The organism is Thomasclavelia sp., from assembly GCF_047249845.1.
In the GTDB taxonomy this organism is placed as follows: Bacteria; Bacillota_I; Bacilli_A; order Erysipelotrichales; family Coprobacillaceae; genus Thomasclavelia.
The window spans coordinates 17,271-33,872 of sequence record NZ_JBKTWO010000029.1 but is presented as its reverse complement, the minus strand read 5'-3'; the positions used below and the strand labels follow the sequence as shown (position 1 = coordinate 33,872).

At 28.9% G+C, this 16,602-nt stretch carries 17 protein-coding genes; 12 read left to right on the top strand and 5 right to left on the bottom strand.

What is annotated here, in order from left to right:
- Positions 1-113: 113 nt before the first annotated feature.
- The 4 genes from ACLR9T_RS08695 to ACLR9T_RS08680 are packed head-to-tail and all read left to right on the top strand — an operon-like array spanning position 114 to position 5,090.
- A complete protein-coding gene (locus tag ACLR9T_RS08695; RefSeq protein WP_413109151.1) occupies positions 114-1,118 on the top strand; it encodes a glycosyltransferase family 4 protein in 1,005 nt (334 codons plus the stop codon).
- Positions 1,119-1,132: 14 nt separating this feature from the next.
- On the top strand, positions 1,133-2,161 hold the full coding sequence (locus tag ACLR9T_RS08690) for a lysylphosphatidylglycerol synthase transmembrane domain-containing protein (RefSeq protein WP_413109150.1): 1,029 nt from the start codon (positions 1,133-1,135) through the stop codon (positions 2,159-2,161).
- Between the two features lie 3 nt (positions 2,162-2,164).
- A complete protein-coding gene (locus ACLR9T_RS08685) occupies positions 2,165-4,153 on the top strand; it encodes a glycosyltransferase (protein ID WP_413109149.1) in 1,989 nt (662 codons plus the stop codon).
- Positions 4,146-5,090 carry an HD domain-containing protein gene (locus ACLR9T_RS08680; protein WP_413109148.1) on the top strand — a complete coding sequence of 315 codons (945 nt, stop codon included), beginning with the start codon at positions 4,146-4,148 and terminating at the stop codon, positions 5,088-5,090. Before ACLR9T_RS08685 ends, ACLR9T_RS08680 begins: the two co-directional genes overlap by 8 nt.
- A gap of 40 nt (positions 5,091-5,130) precedes the next feature.
- Here ACLR9T_RS08680 and ACLR9T_RS08675 read toward each other — a convergent pair whose 3' ends face one another.
- From ACLR9T_RS08675 to ACLR9T_RS08665, 3 genes are read right to left on the bottom strand one after another with little or no spacing between them, the layout of a single operon-like run.
- A complete protein-coding gene (locus ACLR9T_RS08675; RefSeq protein WP_413109147.1) occupies positions 5,131-5,544 on the bottom strand; it encodes an HIT family protein in 414 nt (137 codons plus the stop codon).
- A gap of 54 nt (positions 5,545-5,598) precedes the next feature.
- Positions 5,599-6,459, bottom strand: coding sequence for a hypothetical protein (locus tag ACLR9T_RS08670; protein ID WP_413109146.1), 861 nt, complete (start codon positions 6,457-6,459; stop codon positions 5,599-5,601).
- Positions 6,459-7,454: a peptidylprolyl isomerase gene (locus tag ACLR9T_RS08665; RefSeq protein ID WP_413109145.1), complete on the bottom strand. Its 996-nt coding sequence runs from the start codon at positions 7,452-7,454 to the stop codon at positions 6,459-6,461. Before ACLR9T_RS08665 ends, ACLR9T_RS08670 begins: the two co-directional genes overlap by 1 nt.
- A gap of 235 nt (positions 7,455-7,689) precedes the next feature.
- Between ACLR9T_RS08665 and ACLR9T_RS08660 the strand changes: the two genes are divergently transcribed.
- The gene (locus ACLR9T_RS08660) at positions 7,690-7,767 is read left to right on the top strand and encodes a YjcZ family sporulation protein (protein ID WP_081721172.1); all 78 of its coding nucleotides are present in this window, start codon (positions 7,690-7,692) and stop codon (positions 7,765-7,767) included.
- Between the two features lie 28 nt (positions 7,768-7,795).
- Here the strand turns inward: ACLR9T_RS08660 and trhA are convergent, their stop codons facing one another.
- Together trhA and ACLR9T_RS08650 are read right to left on the bottom strand one after the other, a co-directional pair.
- A complete protein-coding gene (gene trhA, locus ACLR9T_RS08655; RefSeq protein ID WP_413109144.1) occupies positions 7,796-8,467 on the bottom strand; it encodes a PAQR family membrane homeostasis protein TrhA in 672 nt (223 codons plus the stop codon).
- Between the two features lie 69 nt (positions 8,468-8,536).
- Positions 8,537-9,616 (bottom strand): AI-2E family transporter, encoded by a 1,080-nt coding sequence (locus ACLR9T_RS08650; RefSeq protein ID WP_413109143.1) that lies wholly within the window; start codon positions 9,614-9,616, stop codon positions 8,537-8,539.
- 167 nt (positions 9,617-9,783) lie between these two features.
- On the opposite strand from ACLR9T_RS08650, the gene sufC reads away from it, so the two are divergent.
- Genes sufC through ACLR9T_RS08615 form a run of 7 tightly spaced genes read left to right on the top strand, consistent with a single transcriptional unit; the run spans position 9,784 to position 16,523 of the window.
- The gene (gene sufC, locus ACLR9T_RS08645; protein ID WP_413109142.1) at positions 9,784-10,599 is read left to right on the top strand and encodes a Fe-S cluster assembly ATPase SufC; all 816 of its coding nucleotides are present in this window, start codon (positions 9,784-9,786) and stop codon (positions 10,597-10,599) included.
- Positions 10,599-11,492 carry a SufD family Fe-S cluster assembly protein gene (locus tag ACLR9T_RS08640; protein WP_413109141.1) on the top strand — a complete coding sequence of 298 codons (894 nt, stop codon included), beginning with the start codon at positions 10,599-10,601 and terminating at the stop codon, positions 11,490-11,492. Before sufC ends, ACLR9T_RS08640 begins: the two co-directional genes overlap by 1 nt.
- A complete protein-coding gene (locus ACLR9T_RS08635; protein WP_413109140.1) occupies positions 11,492-12,718 on the top strand; it encodes an aminotransferase class V-fold PLP-dependent enzyme in 1,227 nt (408 codons plus the stop codon). The genes ACLR9T_RS08640 and ACLR9T_RS08635 overlap by 1 nt, the downstream gene beginning before the upstream one ends.
- Positions 12,702-13,130 carry a Fe-S cluster assembly sulfur transfer protein SufU gene (gene sufU / locus ACLR9T_RS08630; protein ID WP_092353220.1) on the top strand — a complete coding sequence of 143 codons (429 nt, stop codon included), beginning with the start codon at positions 12,702-12,704 and terminating at the stop codon, positions 13,128-13,130. The genes ACLR9T_RS08635 and sufU overlap by 17 nt, the downstream gene beginning before the upstream one ends.
- A gap of 10 nt (positions 13,131-13,140) precedes the next feature.
- Positions 13,141-14,547: a Fe-S cluster assembly protein SufB gene (gene sufB / locus ACLR9T_RS08625; protein WP_413109139.1), complete on the top strand. Its 1,407-nt coding sequence runs from the start codon at positions 13,141-13,143 to the stop codon at positions 14,545-14,547.
- On the top strand, positions 14,540-15,070 hold the full coding sequence (locus tag ACLR9T_RS08620; RefSeq protein ID WP_413109138.1) for a 5-formyltetrahydrofolate cyclo-ligase: 531 nt from the start codon (positions 14,540-14,542) through the stop codon (positions 15,068-15,070). Before sufB ends, ACLR9T_RS08620 begins: the two co-directional genes overlap by 8 nt.
- 43 nt (positions 15,071-15,113) lie before the next feature.
- Complete coding sequence (locus ACLR9T_RS08615; protein ID WP_413109137.1) at positions 15,114-16,523, top strand: lipopolysaccharide biosynthesis protein; 1,410 nt, start codon at positions 15,114-15,116, stop codon at positions 16,521-16,523.
- Positions 16,524-16,602: the final 79 nt, after the last annotated feature.

Genomic DNA, 16,602 nt, shown 5'->3' with positions numbered 1-16,602 from the left:
AAGCTGCCGGTTCTTTTTTTTATTCCCCTGGATACTTTCTGTATCCTTTTTTTGTGTTTGAATTACTGCTTTTAATAACTTCTATTTTGTAGTATAATAACGATGGTGATAAAATGAAAATTAAATTATATTTTGGACAAGAAGATTCAATAAAAAAGTCGGGAATAGGTCGTGCGTTTGTCCATCAAAAAAAAGCACTTGAATTAAATGGAATTCCTTATACTACTGACAAAGATGATTTAGATTATGATATTTTGCATATTAATACTGTTTGGCCAGATAGTTTTAAAATGATAAATCAAGCACGTGATAATAATAAAAAAATTGTATATCATGCCCATAGTACTGAAGAAGATTTTAAGAATTCATTTATGTTTTCTAATTCAGTTTCAGGTGTTTATAAAAAATGGTTGATTAACTTATACACTAAAGGTGATTATATAATAACACCTACACCATATTCAAAAGGATTATTACAATCTTATGGAATAAAAATACCAGTAAAAGCAATTTCTAATGGAGTTGATTTAGAACAATTTAATCCAACTAACGAACAAGTGGAAATGTTTATAAATGAATATAACATAAAAAACAATGAGGTTATTATTATATCTGTAGGATGGTTATTTGAGCGTAAAGGATTTGATACTTTTGTTGAGGTTGCAAAAAAATTACCTGACTATAAATTTATGTGGTTTGGAGATGTTAAATTATCTCGTCCAACTAAAAAAATAAAAATATTATTAGATGAACTTCCTAGTAATGTGATTTTGCCTGGATATGTAAGTGGCGATATAATAAAAGGGGCATATGGAAGAAGTAATGTCTTTTTTTTCCCATCACGTGAAGAAACTGAAGGGATTGTTGTATTAGAGGCATTAGCTTGTAAATGTAATATTTTATTACGAGATATTCCAGTATTTTCTAAATGGCTTGAAAATGGTGTGAATTGTTATAAAGGTAAAGATACTGATGATTTTGTTGAGCTTATTAATAAAATAGTTTTAGGTAAATCTCCTAGTTTAGTTGATAACGGGTATGAGGTTGCTAAAGAAAGAGAACTATCTAAAATTGGGAAAGAATTATTAGAGGTGTATGAAGAGACACTGGAACTCTAATTTGAGGTAATTTTATGGATAAAAAGTCGAATAAAAAATATTTTTTAAATATTTTATTGATTTTAACATTAGGGGCTATAGTTATCTATTTAACCATGAAAGATGATTTACAAGCCTCTTTAAAAGCTTTAATGTCTGCTTCACCGATATGGATCATATTTTCATTTATACTAATGGGAATTTATTTTCTTCTTGATGGGATGAATTTATATACTTTTGGACATTTATATAAGAAAGATTATACTTATAAACAGGGGTTTACCAACGCTATTTCTGGAACATTTTTTAATGGAATAACTCCTTTTTCAAGTGGAGGTCAGTTTGCACAAGTTTATATATTTAATCGTCAGGGAATTACTCCTGCTAATTCTGCAAGTATTTTACTAATGGCTTTTATTGTATATCAAAGTGTTTTGGTTTTATTTACTGCGATAATCATGATATTTAGATATCAAGTCTATAGTTCTGTATATGCGGGTTTTTTTTCATTGGCAATAATTGGTTTTTTAATTAATTTTTTTGTTATTGCAGGATTATTTTTAGGAGCAAAATCAAGACGTCTTCAAGATTTTATTTGTAATAATATTATTAAATTTTTAAGCCGAATTCATATAATAAAGAATTATAAAGATACTGCAATTAAAATTTCTCGGTCGTTAGAAAATTTTAGAAATGAATTAAGTATTTTACAACGGAATAAAACAGTATTGATTAAATCATCTATAATTAATTTATTTAAATTAATTATTATGTACAGTATTCCGTTTTTTGCTGCTAAAGCACTGCATATGGATGTTACAGTTGATCAATTGCCAGATTTTATTGGTATTTGCTCATTTGTTTATATGATAACTGCATTTGTACCAATACCTGGTGCGAGTGGTGGCAGTGAAGGTGTATACTTTATGCTATTTTCACCTGTATTAGGGACGATTGGAACACCTACTACTATGTTGATATGGCGCTTTATTACATATTATTTAGGATTAATTGTTGGTGGTTTAGTTTTTGCAGTTAATAAAGAAATAAATAGATTGGAGTAAATTATGAAAATAGCTATTTTTTCGGATACATATATCCCTGATATTAATGGGGTGGCGACATCAACTAAGATTTTAAGAGATGAATTGATAAAACATGGTCATGAGGTCGTTGTTGTAACAAGTGAATTACCTAGTGAAAGTGATTATTTTGATGATCCAAGTGATAACATTTTAAGAGTGCCAGGTTTAGAGATTCAAGCACTATATGGTTATCGTGCTTGTAATATATATTCATTTAAAGGAATGCGTGAAATTAAAGGAATGAATATTGAGGTAATCCATGTACAAACTGAATTTGGAGTTGGGATTTTTGGTAGGATCGTTGGGGAATCATTGAATATTCCAGTTGTATATACTTATCATACAATGTGGGCTGATTATTCTCATTATGTAAATCCAGTTAATTCTGGGGCAATAGACGGGTTGATTAAAAAAGCAATAACAAGAATAAGTAAATTCTATGGTGATAAAAGTGCAGAATTAATTGTTCCTTCAATAAAAACACAGGAAGCATTAAAGAAATATGGATTGAATAAAGATATGCATATCATTCCAACTGGATTAGAATTAGAAAAATTTGATCCTAAAAATAAAGATAATGCATTGATCAAACAAATTAAAGAAGAGTATGGTATTAAAGATCAATTTATTATTACTTTTTTAGGGCGAATAGCAAAGGAAAAAAGTATTGAAGTATTGATTGATGCGATGAAAGAAGTTGTCAAAGAAAATGATAATGTTTTATGTCTAATTGTAGGTGGGGGTCCACAACTTGAGGAATTAAAAGAACTAGTGAGAGATGATCATATTAGTAAATATGTGATTTTTACAGGACCTAAGCCTAGTGAGGAAGTTCCAAGTTACTATCATCTTTCAAATGTTTTTGTTTCTGCTTCAGTTACTGAAACTCAAGGTTTAACTTATATAGAAGCAATGGCTAGTGGGATACCTGCAATTGCTCGCTATGATAAGAATTTAGAAAATGTTATTATTGATGGGGTAAATGGCTATTTTTTTAGAGAAACAAGTGAGCTGGTTGCTATTTTGCTAAAAATGATGAGTAATGATTATTCAAATATGGCTAAAGAAGCATATTTGAATGCTATGAAATTTAGTAGTGAAGTTTTTTATGAAAAGGTATTAGCTGTGTATCAAAGAGCAATTAATTTAAAACATTATACATACACTGTTAAATCAATTTATTCAATTAAAAAAGGAATAAATGAAGTTGTTTTTTTGTTTGATGAAAGTGAGATAATTATTGAAGTTAGTGATAAGGTAATCAAGGCTTATAAATTAGAACCTGGAAAAGAAATCAATAAAGAAATTTTTGATGTATTAAAAGACTATGAGCAAGTTACAAGAGCGTATAATAAAGCTTTAAAATTACTTACAGTAAAAGATTATACATATAATCAAATGAAAAAAAAGCTTATGGATAATGGAGGCTATGATGATACTCAGTTAGATGCAACGCTAGAATTGCTTCAGGAGAAGAATTTGATAAATGATGAAGCATATACCCTAAACTATTTAAAACGTTGTACACGCTTAGGTATTGGGCTGAATAAGGCTATTTATAATTTACGTAGTTATGGTATTAATAGTGAAGTTATTGATCGCTGTTTAGAAGAAAATGATGCTGATGATGAATATAATGCGGCAACTGAGATAATCGATACTTACTATAATCGTAATAGTACTTTTTCATATAAAGCAATGCTTAAAAAAATTCGTGATAAGTTATATATCAAAGGTTTTACAACAGAAACAATCGAAAGAGCACTAGCAGATTATGATTTTGATTTTGATGATCAAAAAGAACAAATGGCGTTAGAAAAAGAATTTATAAAACAAAAAAAGAAATATCTAAAAAAATATCAGGGAAATCAATTAAAAGAAAAAATTATTGATACCTTACTTAGAAAAGGTTACAATTATGAACATATTAAAGAATTAATTAATAAAGAAGGAGCTTTAAACGATGAATAAAATTAATGAATTAAAGCCCGGTGATGAAGGTATAATCATTGAAGCCTTGATTAATCGTGTAGTTGCTGGGAAGACAAATGGTGCAAATCGTTCAACTTATTTAAGCATTACTTTGCAAGATACTACGGGGACAATAGATGCTAAACTATGGAATGCAACTAATGAACAAGTAGAAAAACTTATTATGGGTAGCGTTGTTCAAGTGAAGGGTGATATAATTAAATATAATGAGGATCGCCAAATGAAAATAATTAAAATCCATGTTGCTTCAAGTGATCCTAATGAACAAGTAAAATATTTAAAAAGTGCTCCAAAAAATGGTGAAGAATTAATTAAAGATATAAAAAAATATATTGATCGTATTGATAACCTAAAGTTAAATCAATTAGTTAAAGCATTATTTGATGAACATCTAGAAAAACTTAAAATTTATCCTGCAGCAAGTAAAAATCACCATGAATATGTATCAGGATTAGCTCATCATACCCTATGTATGTTGAATATAGCAGATGCATTGTGTACTTTATATCCATCATTAAATAAAGATTTATTATTTTCTGGAATCACATTGCATGATTTAGGTAAGACTGTAGAATTAAGTGGACCAGTAGTTCCTGAATATACAATTGAAGGTAAACTGTTAGGACATATTTCAATTTCACAGGCGATGATAAAAGAAATGGCTGATAAAATGCATATTGAAGGAGAAGAGGTAACTTTACTTCAACATATGATCTTAGCTCATCATGGTAAAAATGAATTTGGCTCACCTGTCTTACCCCAAGTAAAAGAAGCCGAAATAGTTTATTTAATTGATAATATGGATGCTAGAATAAATATGTTAGAAAAAGCTTTGGAATCAGTTGAACCTGGATCGTTTTCAAAACGTGTTTTTGCATTAGAAAATCGTGCTTTTTATAAACCAAAAATAGATTAAAATCTTGTAGCAAAAAGCTGAAGTGAACTAACTATTATAGTTAATTCATTTCAGCTTTTATTTTATTTAAAATATCATCTAAGTTTACCTCTGTACTACGATCAGTGAAATTAATTGCTATTTGATCATTATGATTATAGCGAGGAATGATGTGAATATGAAAATGCATTACTGTTTGACCTGCTGCTTCATTGGCATTGGTTAAGATATTAACACCTTTAGCATTTAAACTAGTAACGATCATATTTGCAAGTTGTTTAGTAACAGTCATTAAATGGATAAGTGTTTTGTCATCTACTTCCAAAATATTTTTGTAATGAGTTTTAGGAATAACTAAAGTATGTCCATCTGTAGTTTGACTTAAATCTAAAAAAGCTAAACAAATATCATCTTCATATACTATTTTTCCAGATATTTCCTTGTTTGCAATTTTGCAAAATATACAATTCTCCATAATAAAATCCTCCATATATATATTTTAACACATAAAAAAGATAAGGGTAAACCCTTATCCTAAATAATCCTCATTAGATTCTTTAATTTCATCTTTAATTGCTTCTTCATAAATGTCAAAATTGTACTGTTTTAAATAATAACTTTCCATTTTAGTTGACATTTCACTTACAGAAGCTAAACTACTTTTAACTTCATCTTTTATTTTACTTTTATCACTGTTATAAACATAAACAACAGCATATTTAGATTCAGATGTTTTAATTACTTTATCGTAGATACCATCTTTAGTAAATTTATCTAGTTTTTTAATAATTTTTGAATCAACATTAGTAGATTTAGTAGTTACCATTCCAACATCACTACCGTTATTTTCATTCATTACTGTGTCAAAATCGGCACCTTCTTTAATTTTATCAATTAAACTTAAAGCACCAGATTCAGTATCAACAGTAATAACTTTTAAATATTTAACTTTATATTCTTTGATTAAATCATTATAATTTTTGTCAATATATTTATCTATCAATAAGTCTTGTTTAGCACCAACAGTTATGATTTTATCAATATATTCTTGTTCATTTTTATAACCATATTGTTTAGCAACTTCATCTAAACTGGTAGTAATATTTTCTTTAGTTGAGGCAACTTTTTCATCTACTTTAGCTTTAATTGCCTCTTTATCTGTTACTTCTTGATCAGCAATATAAGTAAGCGCTAGAGATAAAACTTCAGAACTACCAAATTGTTTTAATAAATGATGATAAATTTCATTATTAGTAATTTTAGTATCCCCGATAGTAATAACTGTTTTATCACCGTCACTTACTTCACTTGAATAAGTAATAGCACTTGATGAACCGCAACCTACTAATAAAGTTCCAGCAACAGCTAAAGGAATTATATTTTTCTTCATTACTCTGTTCCTCCTCGACTAGTTTCACGTTCTTTTAATGCTTCATCAATAATGCCATTAACTAATTTTTTAACATCCTTGTTACTATATTTTACATCATATGATTGATATGCAATGTATGGAAGATACATATCATAAGCGATCAATGGACTGTCGATCGATAAATCTTTTTTTATAACTTTTTTTATAGCTTTTTTATCAGTACTAGTTACACTAACAAAATAATAACCATCGTTTCCTTTAATTGCTTCACTAGTTTCCCCTGGATTTAAGGCTAAGATTTTAGTTTCAACATCTTTTCCATAAGTGTTGCTGATACCAGTAGTAGAATCAACCACTCCTAAACCACCCTTATTCATTTTTGTAGTAGTATCATCCGAATAGTCTTTGGCAATATCTCCAAATGATTTACTTGATGAGATTAATGCTGTAACTTCATTTAATTTTGTACTTTCTTCTTCAGTAGGGTTTTCTACATCAGTCATTGCAACTTTAATAATACTTGCTTCACGTGGGTTTGCTTGAGTATAGTAATCGTCAAAAGTTTTATCAAAATTCTTCTTTACATAATCAAGTAAAAAATTAGATTTTTGATAAGCTTTGATCATAGCTTCACGATACGCATCTAATGATGAATAACCACTAGAAGATAAAACAGTATTTAATTGTTCCTCAGCATTATCGCCATATTGATTTTCGTAATATGCTTTGATTTGATCTACTGTTCGATTAGCATCAGTTTTCATGTCGCTATCAATTGGGAATTTATCATCCATCAATTGTTGTAAAACAGCTTCAAAATAAGCACCTTTCCCACTATTTGTATTAGTGATATCTTTAAAGATATCATCAGCAAAAATATTTTTATCCTTTTTATCTTTGCTTAAAGAGGCAACAACATATTTACCATCTTCTTTAACTGTCTTAGAATTACCACATCCAGTTAATAAGAAACTAGTTACTACTAAAGCAGCAGCACATTTTCCTAATTTCATATTTTTCCTCCTTATCTTTTTCCATAACGATATGATTATACTATTTTCTTCATCTAATTTCAATAAAATAGGCAAAAACACACTAGCAATTGTTATTTTAACATAATTTAAAGTATGTAGGTGGTAGGAGGGAATTAGATGAGTAACTGTAAATGCAAAAACGTAAACATGTATGTACTATTTATTATTTTAGTTATTGTCGGTATCTATTGTTTATAAAAAGGAGGCGATTACAATGGCTTGCCAAGATAACTCTTTTACACTAGTATTAGTATTATTTATTTTATTAGTAATCATTTGTAATATGTGTTAGTAAAAAGATGCCAAAACCTGGCATCTTTTTAAATATAAAAAACAATTGCAATAAAATGTAAAATAGAAGCGACGGAAATAAAAATGTGCCAAATAACATGATTATATGGGATATTTTTATTTGCATAAAAGAAAGCTCCAATTGAATACATAATTCCTCCCGCAATAATCAACCAAAGAAAAATCATATTTGAGTTTTTTATAATTGAAGGGAAAAATAATATAGCTGTCCATCCCATTACTAAATATATTGTTAAAGAAAGTTTAGGAAGACTTTTTATTGACAAAGACTTATATAAAATACCTACTAATACCATTAACCATTGAATGATTAAAATGATTGTTCCTTGATATCCCTTAATTAGACATAAAGCAACTGGTGTATAACTTCCAGCAATTGCAAAATATATAAAAATATGATCAAGGATTCTAAATATCTGCTTATGAGAACTACTATGATCCATTGCATGATATAATGTTGAAACAAGAAACATTAAAAAAATGCAAATTGTAAACACACTAACCCCAAATGCTTGTATTATACCACCTTTGATATAAGCATAAACTGCGCAAACAGGAATCAAAAATAACATTATAAGTGCCATGATTCCATGGGTTATACAATTAAATACTTCTTCTTTAAAATACGGTGGAACAATACGTTTGATTTTTTTTGATAATTCACTATTAACTTTTTCCATATTTATCACCCGTAAATAATATAATACATATAACTTTGAAATTCAAACAAAAAGATACACCTAGGTGTATCAAATAACTACTTTATCATAATGATGTTCTTTATAAACCTGGTAAGTAACTTTAACACTTACAAGTAGCGGCATCGCAATAACCATTCCTAACATTCCAAATAAAGATGAACCAGATAAAATGCCAAATAGTACCCACATAATTCCCAGATCAATTCGAGAAGAATAGATTTTAGGAGTAATAATATACGACATCACCGTGGATTGAATAAAGATTAAAACACATAGAATGATTATTGTAGTAGTACCCATTCCTAAAGAAGTAATTAATCCTAAACAATTAGCAGCTATTGGTCCTACATATGGAATGATTGAACTAACACCAGAAACAAATCCTAAAATCAGCCAATTTGGATGACCAATTAATAAATACATTAACATTGTCGTTATAGCTTGAGCAATAGCTCCAATAAAAAATGCTTTAACATATTGGACTAAAGATAAATCAATTTCTTTTAAGTATGTAGGAAGGTTATGATCAATTTTACGTGTTATTTTTTTTATTGTCTGACGAATATGGTTAAAATTACTAGACATATAAATAGCTAAAATTAAATAAATCAAGATATTTGTAACGTTGATCAATACTTGATTTAAGACATCGATAGTTGTATCTAATACTGTTGAATCATTAAAAAATTCACTTACGATATTTTGAATATAACTTGTTAGTGAAGAAATATCATAATTAAAATTATTTTTAACAAAAACACCAATTTCTTTGAGCCCTGCATTAAAGGCTGGAAACATTTCTGAGATACTATCATAAATCATTGGTACAGCTAAAGAAATAATTAAAATTAAAATAGCAAGTGCTGCTAGATATATTAACATTACTGAAATAGAACGTTTTTTTACGTATTTATCAACAAAATTAATAAGTGGATTTAAAACAAAAGCAATCGTGAAGCCAATAATAAATGGTCGAGAAACTAACCAAACAGCACCAATAACACCACTCCATAAATCACTTGTAGCAATGATTAAAAGCATAATTACAAGAACGACCATAATGTTTAATAAAGTATGTGTAATTTTTTTTGAGGAAATGATTCTTAAAAATTTATTTAAAAATTCCATTTTCACACCTCCATTACATATAAATATACCACAATTTGGTTATAATATAAATTGAAATAGATTTCTATTTTAGAAAAGATGAAATTTTTGATTAATAATTATCATTTTATTTGTTTTTTAATTACTTATTTAGTAGAATTAATTCGAAAATAGAAAGGGGCTTAATTATGTCAACTTTAAAAATAGAAGATTTACATGTAAGTATTGATGGAAAAGAAATTCTTAAAGGAATTGATTTGACAGTTAATACAGGTGAAATTCATGCTATTATGGGACCAAATGGTAATGGAAAATCAACGCTTTTATCAGTTATCATGGGACACCCTAAATATACAGTTACAAAAGGAAAAATATATATTGACAATCAAAATGTTTTAGAAATGAGCGTTGATGAAAGAAGCAAAGCAGGAATCTTTTTAGGAATGCAGTATCCTCAAGAAATACCTGGTGTGACAACGTCTGATTTTTTACGAGCGGCAGTAAATGCGCATCAAGAAAAACCAGTTTCGTTATTTAAATTTGTAAGAACTTTAGAAAAAAATATTGCAGATTTAAAAATGGATGAAAATCTAGCACATCGTTATTTAAATGAAGGTTTTTCTGGAGGAGAGAAAAAACGTAATGAAATACTGCAGATGAAGTTGTTACAACCTAAATTTGCATTACTAGATGAAATTGATTCTGGTTTAGATGTAGATGCTTTAAAAATTGTAGCTAATGCGATTAGTGGAATGGAATCAAATGATTTCGGATGTGTTATGGTATCACATTATGAACGTTTATTTGAATTAGTACCACCAAGTCATGTTCATGTATTAGTAGATGGAAGAATTATTTTAAGCGGTGGTAAAGAAGTAGTTGAAAAAATTGATCAAGAAGGTTATGAATGGGTAAAAGAATTAGGGGTTGAAATTTCGACAGAAGAAAAGAAACCAATTATACTTGAAAGTTGTGCCAATAAAGAAAGAATGAAGACTAAATAATGAATCAACTACATGGTATTAATAATTATTTAGTTGTTCAAAATGGTACAATTATAAGTCATAAGGGTAATGATCGAATAGAAATCATTAATAATAAAATTATTGTTGATGATGCTTCATCATTACAAATTATCTATCTTATTGATCAAGAAGGAAATTATTCAGTTGATTTAACGATCAAAGGATCGTTAGAGCTAATTGAAACATACGATTTAAAAACAAATGCAACACTTGTGAAAAATATTGAGATATCAAAAAATGCAAATGTTTTAAGATATGCTGATAATCAAAGTGATGGTTTAATTAAGACAAAAGTTATTGAGAATGTTAAAGTAGAACGTGATGGTAATGTTAAATGTGCATATGTTGAATTAGCTACAAATAGTATTGAGATGGAGATAAATTATGCATTGATTGGAGAAAACGCTAATGCTACGATTCGTTTGGCAGCTCTTGCAAGAAATGCAGAAAAGAAACATATTACTTTGTCATTAGTCCATGAGGCACCATATACTACTGGGATTATGGATAATTATGGCGTTGTAAAGAATCAAGCTGCTTTAGTTATTGATGGAATTGGAACAATAAAAAAAGATAACCATCAATCAAGCAGCCATCAAACTAATAAGATTATTGTATTTGATAAAGATTGTAAAGCAAAAGCTAATCCATATTTGTACATTGATGAATATGATGTCAAAGCTAGTCATGGTGCTAGTGTTGGTAAAATTGATGAGGAACATTTATATTATTTACAATCACGGGGATTGAGTAAAGAAGATGCGATGCATTTAGTTACTTATGGTTATTTTATCCCTGTCCTTGAATTTATTGATAATGATGAGTTAAAAGAATTATTTAATGATACATTAAAAGAGAAGGTGGGTATTTAATGTTAGATGTAACAAAAATTCGTCAGGATTTTCCAATGTTAAATGGAACTAAAATGCATGGGAAGCCATTAATATATTTTGATAATGGGGCAACAACATTAAAACCTCAATGTGTAATTGATGCTGTCTGTGATTATTTAACTAACTATTCAGGTAATGCACATCGTGGCGATTATGATCTTTCACATGATGTTGATACTCAGTTTGAAAAGACTCGTAAACTTGTTGCACAATTGATTAATTGTGATCATCATGAAGTTGTTTATACATATGGTTCAACTGATGGTTTAAATCTGATTGCTTTTGGATATGGGATGACTCATTTAACTAAAGATGATGAAATACTGTTAACAGTAGCTGAACATGCATCTAATACATTGCCATGGTTTGAAGTTTGTGATAGTGTTGGCAGTGTTGTTAAGTATATCGATTTAAACGAAGAGGGTGCACTTACTGTAGAAAATGTTGCTAAAGCGATAACTGATAAAACTAAGATTATTTCTATTGCGCAAGTATCTAATGTTTTAGGGTTTAACGCTCCAATCAAAGAGATTTGTAAACTTGCTCATGAAAAGGGAATTATTGTTTGTGTTGATGGAGCTCAAAGTGTACCTCATCAAAAAGTTGATGTAAAAGATTTAGATGTTGATTTCTTTGTCTTTTCTGGACATAAAATGTGCGGTCCTACCGGAGTAGGAATTCTTTATGGTAAATATGATTTATTACAAGAAACAAAGCCAACTCGTTGGGGGGGAGGTAGTAATGCTAGATATAAAAGTTGTGGTCAGATCAAATTAAAAACTGCTCCAGCTAAGTTTGAAGCTGGAACTCCTAATATTGAAGGAGTAATTGGTTTAGGTGCTGCTATTAAATATTTGATGGCAATAGGGATGGATAATATTCATCAATATGAATTACAATTACGTCAATATGCGGTAGAAAGGCTGTTAGAGTTAGATAATATAGAAGTATATAATCCAAATAGTAATGGGGCAATTGCTTTTAATATTAAAGGAGTTTTTAGTCAAGATGGGGCTTCTTTATTTAATACTCATGGTATTGCTATTAGGGCAGGTCAGCACTGTGCTAAAATTCTTGACGAATTTTTGGACGTTAGTCAAACTTTAAGAGCTTCATTTTATTTTTATAATACATTTGAAGAAATTGATAAATTTATTGAGGTTTGTAAGAAAGGAGATGACTTTTTAGATGCCTTCTTTGGATAGTATGATGATGCGACAAATAATTATGGATCATTATGAATCACCACGTAATCATGGTTTGGTTGATGACGATAATTATAAGTTCGTGAACATGGATTCAGAAACATGTATAGATGATATTGATATTCAGGCTTTAGTTGAGGATGGAATTATCAAAGATATTCGTTTTGATGGTGAAGCCTGTGCTATTTGTACTGCAAGTACATCGATTATGACAGAATTATTGATTGGTAAAACTATTGATGAGGCTAAAGTCATTATTGAAAATTATTATAATATGATATATGAAAAGGATTATGATCCTGAAATTCTTGAAGAAGCGATTGCATTTATGAATACTCATAAACAAGCAAACCGAATAAAATGTGCAACTTTAGGATGGACAGGAATTAAACAGATCCTCGAGCAAGAATAGGAGGAAATATATGTCTGATATAAAAAATGAAATTCCTGATCAAGAATATGCTTATGGATTTAATGATGGAGATGTCTCAGTTTTTAAGACCCCTAAAGGGATTAATGAAGAAATAGTTACTGAGATATCAAAAATTAAAAATGAGCCTGAATGGATGTTGGAATATCGTTTAAAAGCTTATCGTTGTTTTGTGGATAAGCCTATGCCAACATGGGGTGTAGACTTAGGTCGTGTAGATTTTGATGAGTATACTTATTATATTCGCCCAAGTGATAAACAAACTAATAAATGGGAAGAAGTACCTGAAACAATTAAAGAGACATTTAATAAATTGGGTATTCCTGAAGCAGAGCAGAAATATTTATCAGGGGTTAGTACCCAATATGAATCAGAAGTTGTTTATCATAATATGTTGAAGGAAGTTAATGAAAAGGGAGTAATTTTTTTAGATATTGATAGTGGTTTAAGAGAATATCCTGAATTATTTAGAGAATATTTTGATACAGTTATACCTTATAATGATAATAAGTTTTCAGCTTTAAACGGTGCAGTTTGGTCAGGGGGATCATTTATCTATGTCCCTCCAGGAGTAAAACTGGAAAAACCTTTACAGTCTTATTTTAGAATAAATTCAGAACAAATGGCTCAGTTTGAAAGAACATTGATTATTGTAGATAAAGGAGCTGATATTCATTATGTTGAAGGATGTACAGCACCAAGTTATTCAAAAGATTCTTTACATGCTGGAGTTGTTGAGATTATTGTTAAAGAAGGAGCGAAATGTCGCTATACAACGATTCAAAACTGGTCAAATAATATTTTAAATCTTGTTACCCAAAGAGCAAAAGTATTTAGGAATGGATCGATGGAATGGGTTGATGGTAATATTGGTAGTGCTGTAACAATGAAATATCCTACTTGTATGTTAATGGAAGAGGGAGCAAAAGGTTCATGTATTACGATTGCTGTAGCAGGCGAAAATCAAATTATGGATTCGGGTTCAAAAATGATTCATCTGGCTCCTAATACCTCTAGTAGTATTGTTTCTAAATCAGTATCAAGAAGAGGTGGGAAAGTTAACTATCGAGGAATGGTACAACATGGGAAAAAGGCATATAATGCTAAAAGTAAAGTTGAATGTGATACTTTAATTCTTGATGATATTTCTACAAGTGATACGATACCTGTTAACTGGATGATGAATGATGAGTCAATTATTGAACATGAAGCAACAGTATCAAAGGTTTCAGAGGAACAATTGTTTTATTTAATGTCTCGAGGTCTAACAAAAAAGGAAGCAATGGAGATGATCGTTATGGGATTTATTGAACCATTTGCGCGTGAATTACCAATGGAATATGCAGTTGAGTTAAATCAGTTGATAAAACTAGATTTTGGAGATCAGGGAATTGGATAAAGTAACATTACGAAATAAAATGATTCAAAAAAGATTAGATTTAAGTAGTGAAGAACACATTACTAAATCTAATCTTATTATTTCTAAATTAAAACAACATCCTGATTTTATTAATGCTAAAATTTTAGGAATTTATGTATCATTTAAAAACGAAGTTGATACAATTGCACTAATTCAAGAAATTATTAAAACAAAAAAAGTATCTGTTCCAAAAACAAATCATCATGAAATGGATTTTTATTTAATTGATTCATTAGAAGAACTAAAATTAGGAACTTATGGTATTTTAGAACCCCATAATAATCGACTTATAGATAAAAATAAGATTGATTTATTAATTGTTCCAATAGTAGCATATGATAGAAATAATAATCGATTAGGCTATGGTGGAGGTTTTTATGATCGCTATTTAAAAGATTATCATGGTAGTATAATTGGTTTAGCTTTTGCTTTCCAACAAGTTAAAAATCTACCTGTTGAATCATATGATTTACCAATAAAAACAATAATTGATGAAAAATAGATTCAGGTTTGCTATAATGGTGAATATAAAGTAGGGTGAAATTATGTCAAGAGAGAAAACACTAGTTAAAAATACATTGATTATGGCAATTGGAACTTTTTTGCCAAGAATTATCAACTTATTAACCACACCAATTATTACTGGAGCTACAACAGGTGCTCAGTTTGGTCAATTAGATTTAGTAACAACAACGATTCTTTCGTTTATTGTTCCCTTATGTACACTGCAGCTTGAACAAGCGTTATTTAGATTTTTAGTTGATGCTAAAAGTACAAAAGAACAAAAATGTGTTATTACTAATGGCTATGTAATGATTTTTACATTAATGCTGCTTGTTGGAACTATTTGTTTTTTTGTTCCAATAGATTTATTTAATGGTAGTTATAAATTTTTAGTTATTGGATATATTTGGATTGAAATTATAGCTACGACATCAAGATTTGTTTTAAGAGCTTTTTCAAAGTATAAAGAGTATTCTATTTTAGCAGCATTAGTTGTTATTGTTAATTTTATTGTTGTAGCAATTTGTTTATTATGGTTTAAAACAGGGTATATCGGAGTGTTAATTGCTTTAACAGTTGCTGATATAGTAGGGTTTATATATGTATTGTTTGTTTGTAATATATTTAGTTATTTTAATTTAAAGTATTTTAGATTAGAATATGCTTCTAGAATGCTACAATATGCATTACCATTTATTCCTAATACTGTATCTTGGTACATTAATCAGTTATCAGACCGCTGGATAATTTCGATTTTTTTAGGGGCTGGTCCAAATGGAGTATATGCACTTGCAAATAAAATACCATCAATTGTTAATATTTTATATCCAGCATTTAATCTAGCTTGGACTGATTCAGCGACAAGAAGTGTAAATGATCCGGATAGTGCAAAATATTATAATCATATGTTTAAAATGTTATTTTGCATAGTCTCTGCTGGAACTGTTTTACTTTTGGCTGCTTCACCTATTATTTTTGAAATATTATGTCGTAACAAGTCATTAGCAAGCGCTTTTGATTATACACCAACATTAATTATTGCTACCTATTTTTATTGCTTTTCACAATTTTTTGGAAGTATCTATGTGGCTGTAAAAAGTGCTAAAAACATGTCAATTACAACAACAATGGCAGCTGGAATAAATATCTTGATCAACTTGATTTTAATAAATAAAATTGGTGTTCAAGCAGCTGTAATTTCAACTTTGATTGCTAATTTATTTTTGGCTGGTTACCGATTTATTGATTTGAATAAAAATTATTATCGTTTAAGAATAAATAAGCGTTTAACGGTTTTAACAATTATTGTGATTATAATAATTTCACTACTAGCATGGTCTAAGGATCCAATTCTTTGGGGCTTAGATATTGTGTTAGCCATCGGGTATGCATATTTTATTTCTGGGGATATATTTGTAGGAATGATTAAATCTTTTTTAAAGAAAAGATAATTTTATAAACAGTTAAAAACTAGATTATGTTTTTAGCTGTTTTTTTAATAATAAATTTATTTATAAAATTCCTACCTGA

Bases quoted from the DNA above. Each gene is read 5' to 3' on its own strand.
- ACLR9T_RS08695 (WP_413109151.1), top strand. From the start codon at position 114: ATGAAAATTAAATTATATTTTGGACAAGAAGATTCAATAAAAAAGTCG.
- ACLR9T_RS08690 (WP_413109150.1), top strand. From the start codon at position 1,133: ATGGATAAAAAGTCGAATAAAAAATATTTTTTAAATATTTTATTGATT.
- ACLR9T_RS08685 (WP_413109149.1), top strand. From the start codon at position 2,165: ATGAAAATAGCTATTTTTTCGGATACATATATCCCTGATATTAATGGG.
- ACLR9T_RS08680 (WP_413109148.1), top strand. From the start codon at position 4,146: ATGAATAAAATTAATGAATTAAAGCCCGGTGATGAAGGTATAATCATT.
- ACLR9T_RS08675 (WP_413109147.1), bottom strand. From the start codon at position 5,544: ATGGAGAATTGTATATTTTGCAAAATTGCAAACAAGGAAATATCTGGA.
- ACLR9T_RS08670 (WP_413109146.1), bottom strand. From the start codon at position 6,459: ATGAAGAAAAATATAATTCCTTTAGCTGTTGCTGGAACTTTATTAGTA.
- ACLR9T_RS08665 (WP_413109145.1), bottom strand. From the start codon at position 7,454: ATGAAATTAGGAAAATGTGCTGCTGCTTTAGTAGTAACTAGTTTCTTA.
- ACLR9T_RS08660 (WP_081721172.1), top strand. From the start codon at position 7,690: ATGGCTTGCCAAGATAACTCTTTTACACTAGTATTAGTATTATTTATT.
- trhA (WP_413109144.1), bottom strand. From the start codon at position 8,467: ATGGAAAAAGTTAATAGTGAATTATCAAAAAAAATCAAACGTATTGTT.
- ACLR9T_RS08650 (WP_413109143.1), bottom strand. From the start codon at position 9,616: ATGGAATTTTTAAATAAATTTTTAAGAATCATTTCCTCAAAAAAAATT.
- sufC (WP_413109142.1), top strand. From the start codon at position 9,784: ATGTCAACTTTAAAAATAGAAGATTTACATGTAAGTATTGATGGAAAA.
- ACLR9T_RS08640 (WP_413109141.1), top strand. From the start codon at position 10,599: ATGAATCAACTACATGGTATTAATAATTATTTAGTTGTTCAAAATGGT.
- ACLR9T_RS08635 (WP_413109140.1), top strand. From the start codon at position 11,492: ATGTTAGATGTAACAAAAATTCGTCAGGATTTTCCAATGTTAAATGGA.
- sufU (WP_092353220.1), top strand. From the start codon at position 12,702: ATGCCTTCTTTGGATAGTATGATGATGCGACAAATAATTATGGATCAT.
- sufB (WP_413109139.1), top strand. From the start codon at position 13,141: ATGTCTGATATAAAAAATGAAATTCCTGATCAAGAATATGCTTATGGA.
- ACLR9T_RS08615 (WP_413109137.1), top strand. From the start codon at position 15,114: ATGTCAAGAGAGAAAACACTAGTTAAAAATACATTGATTATGGCAATT.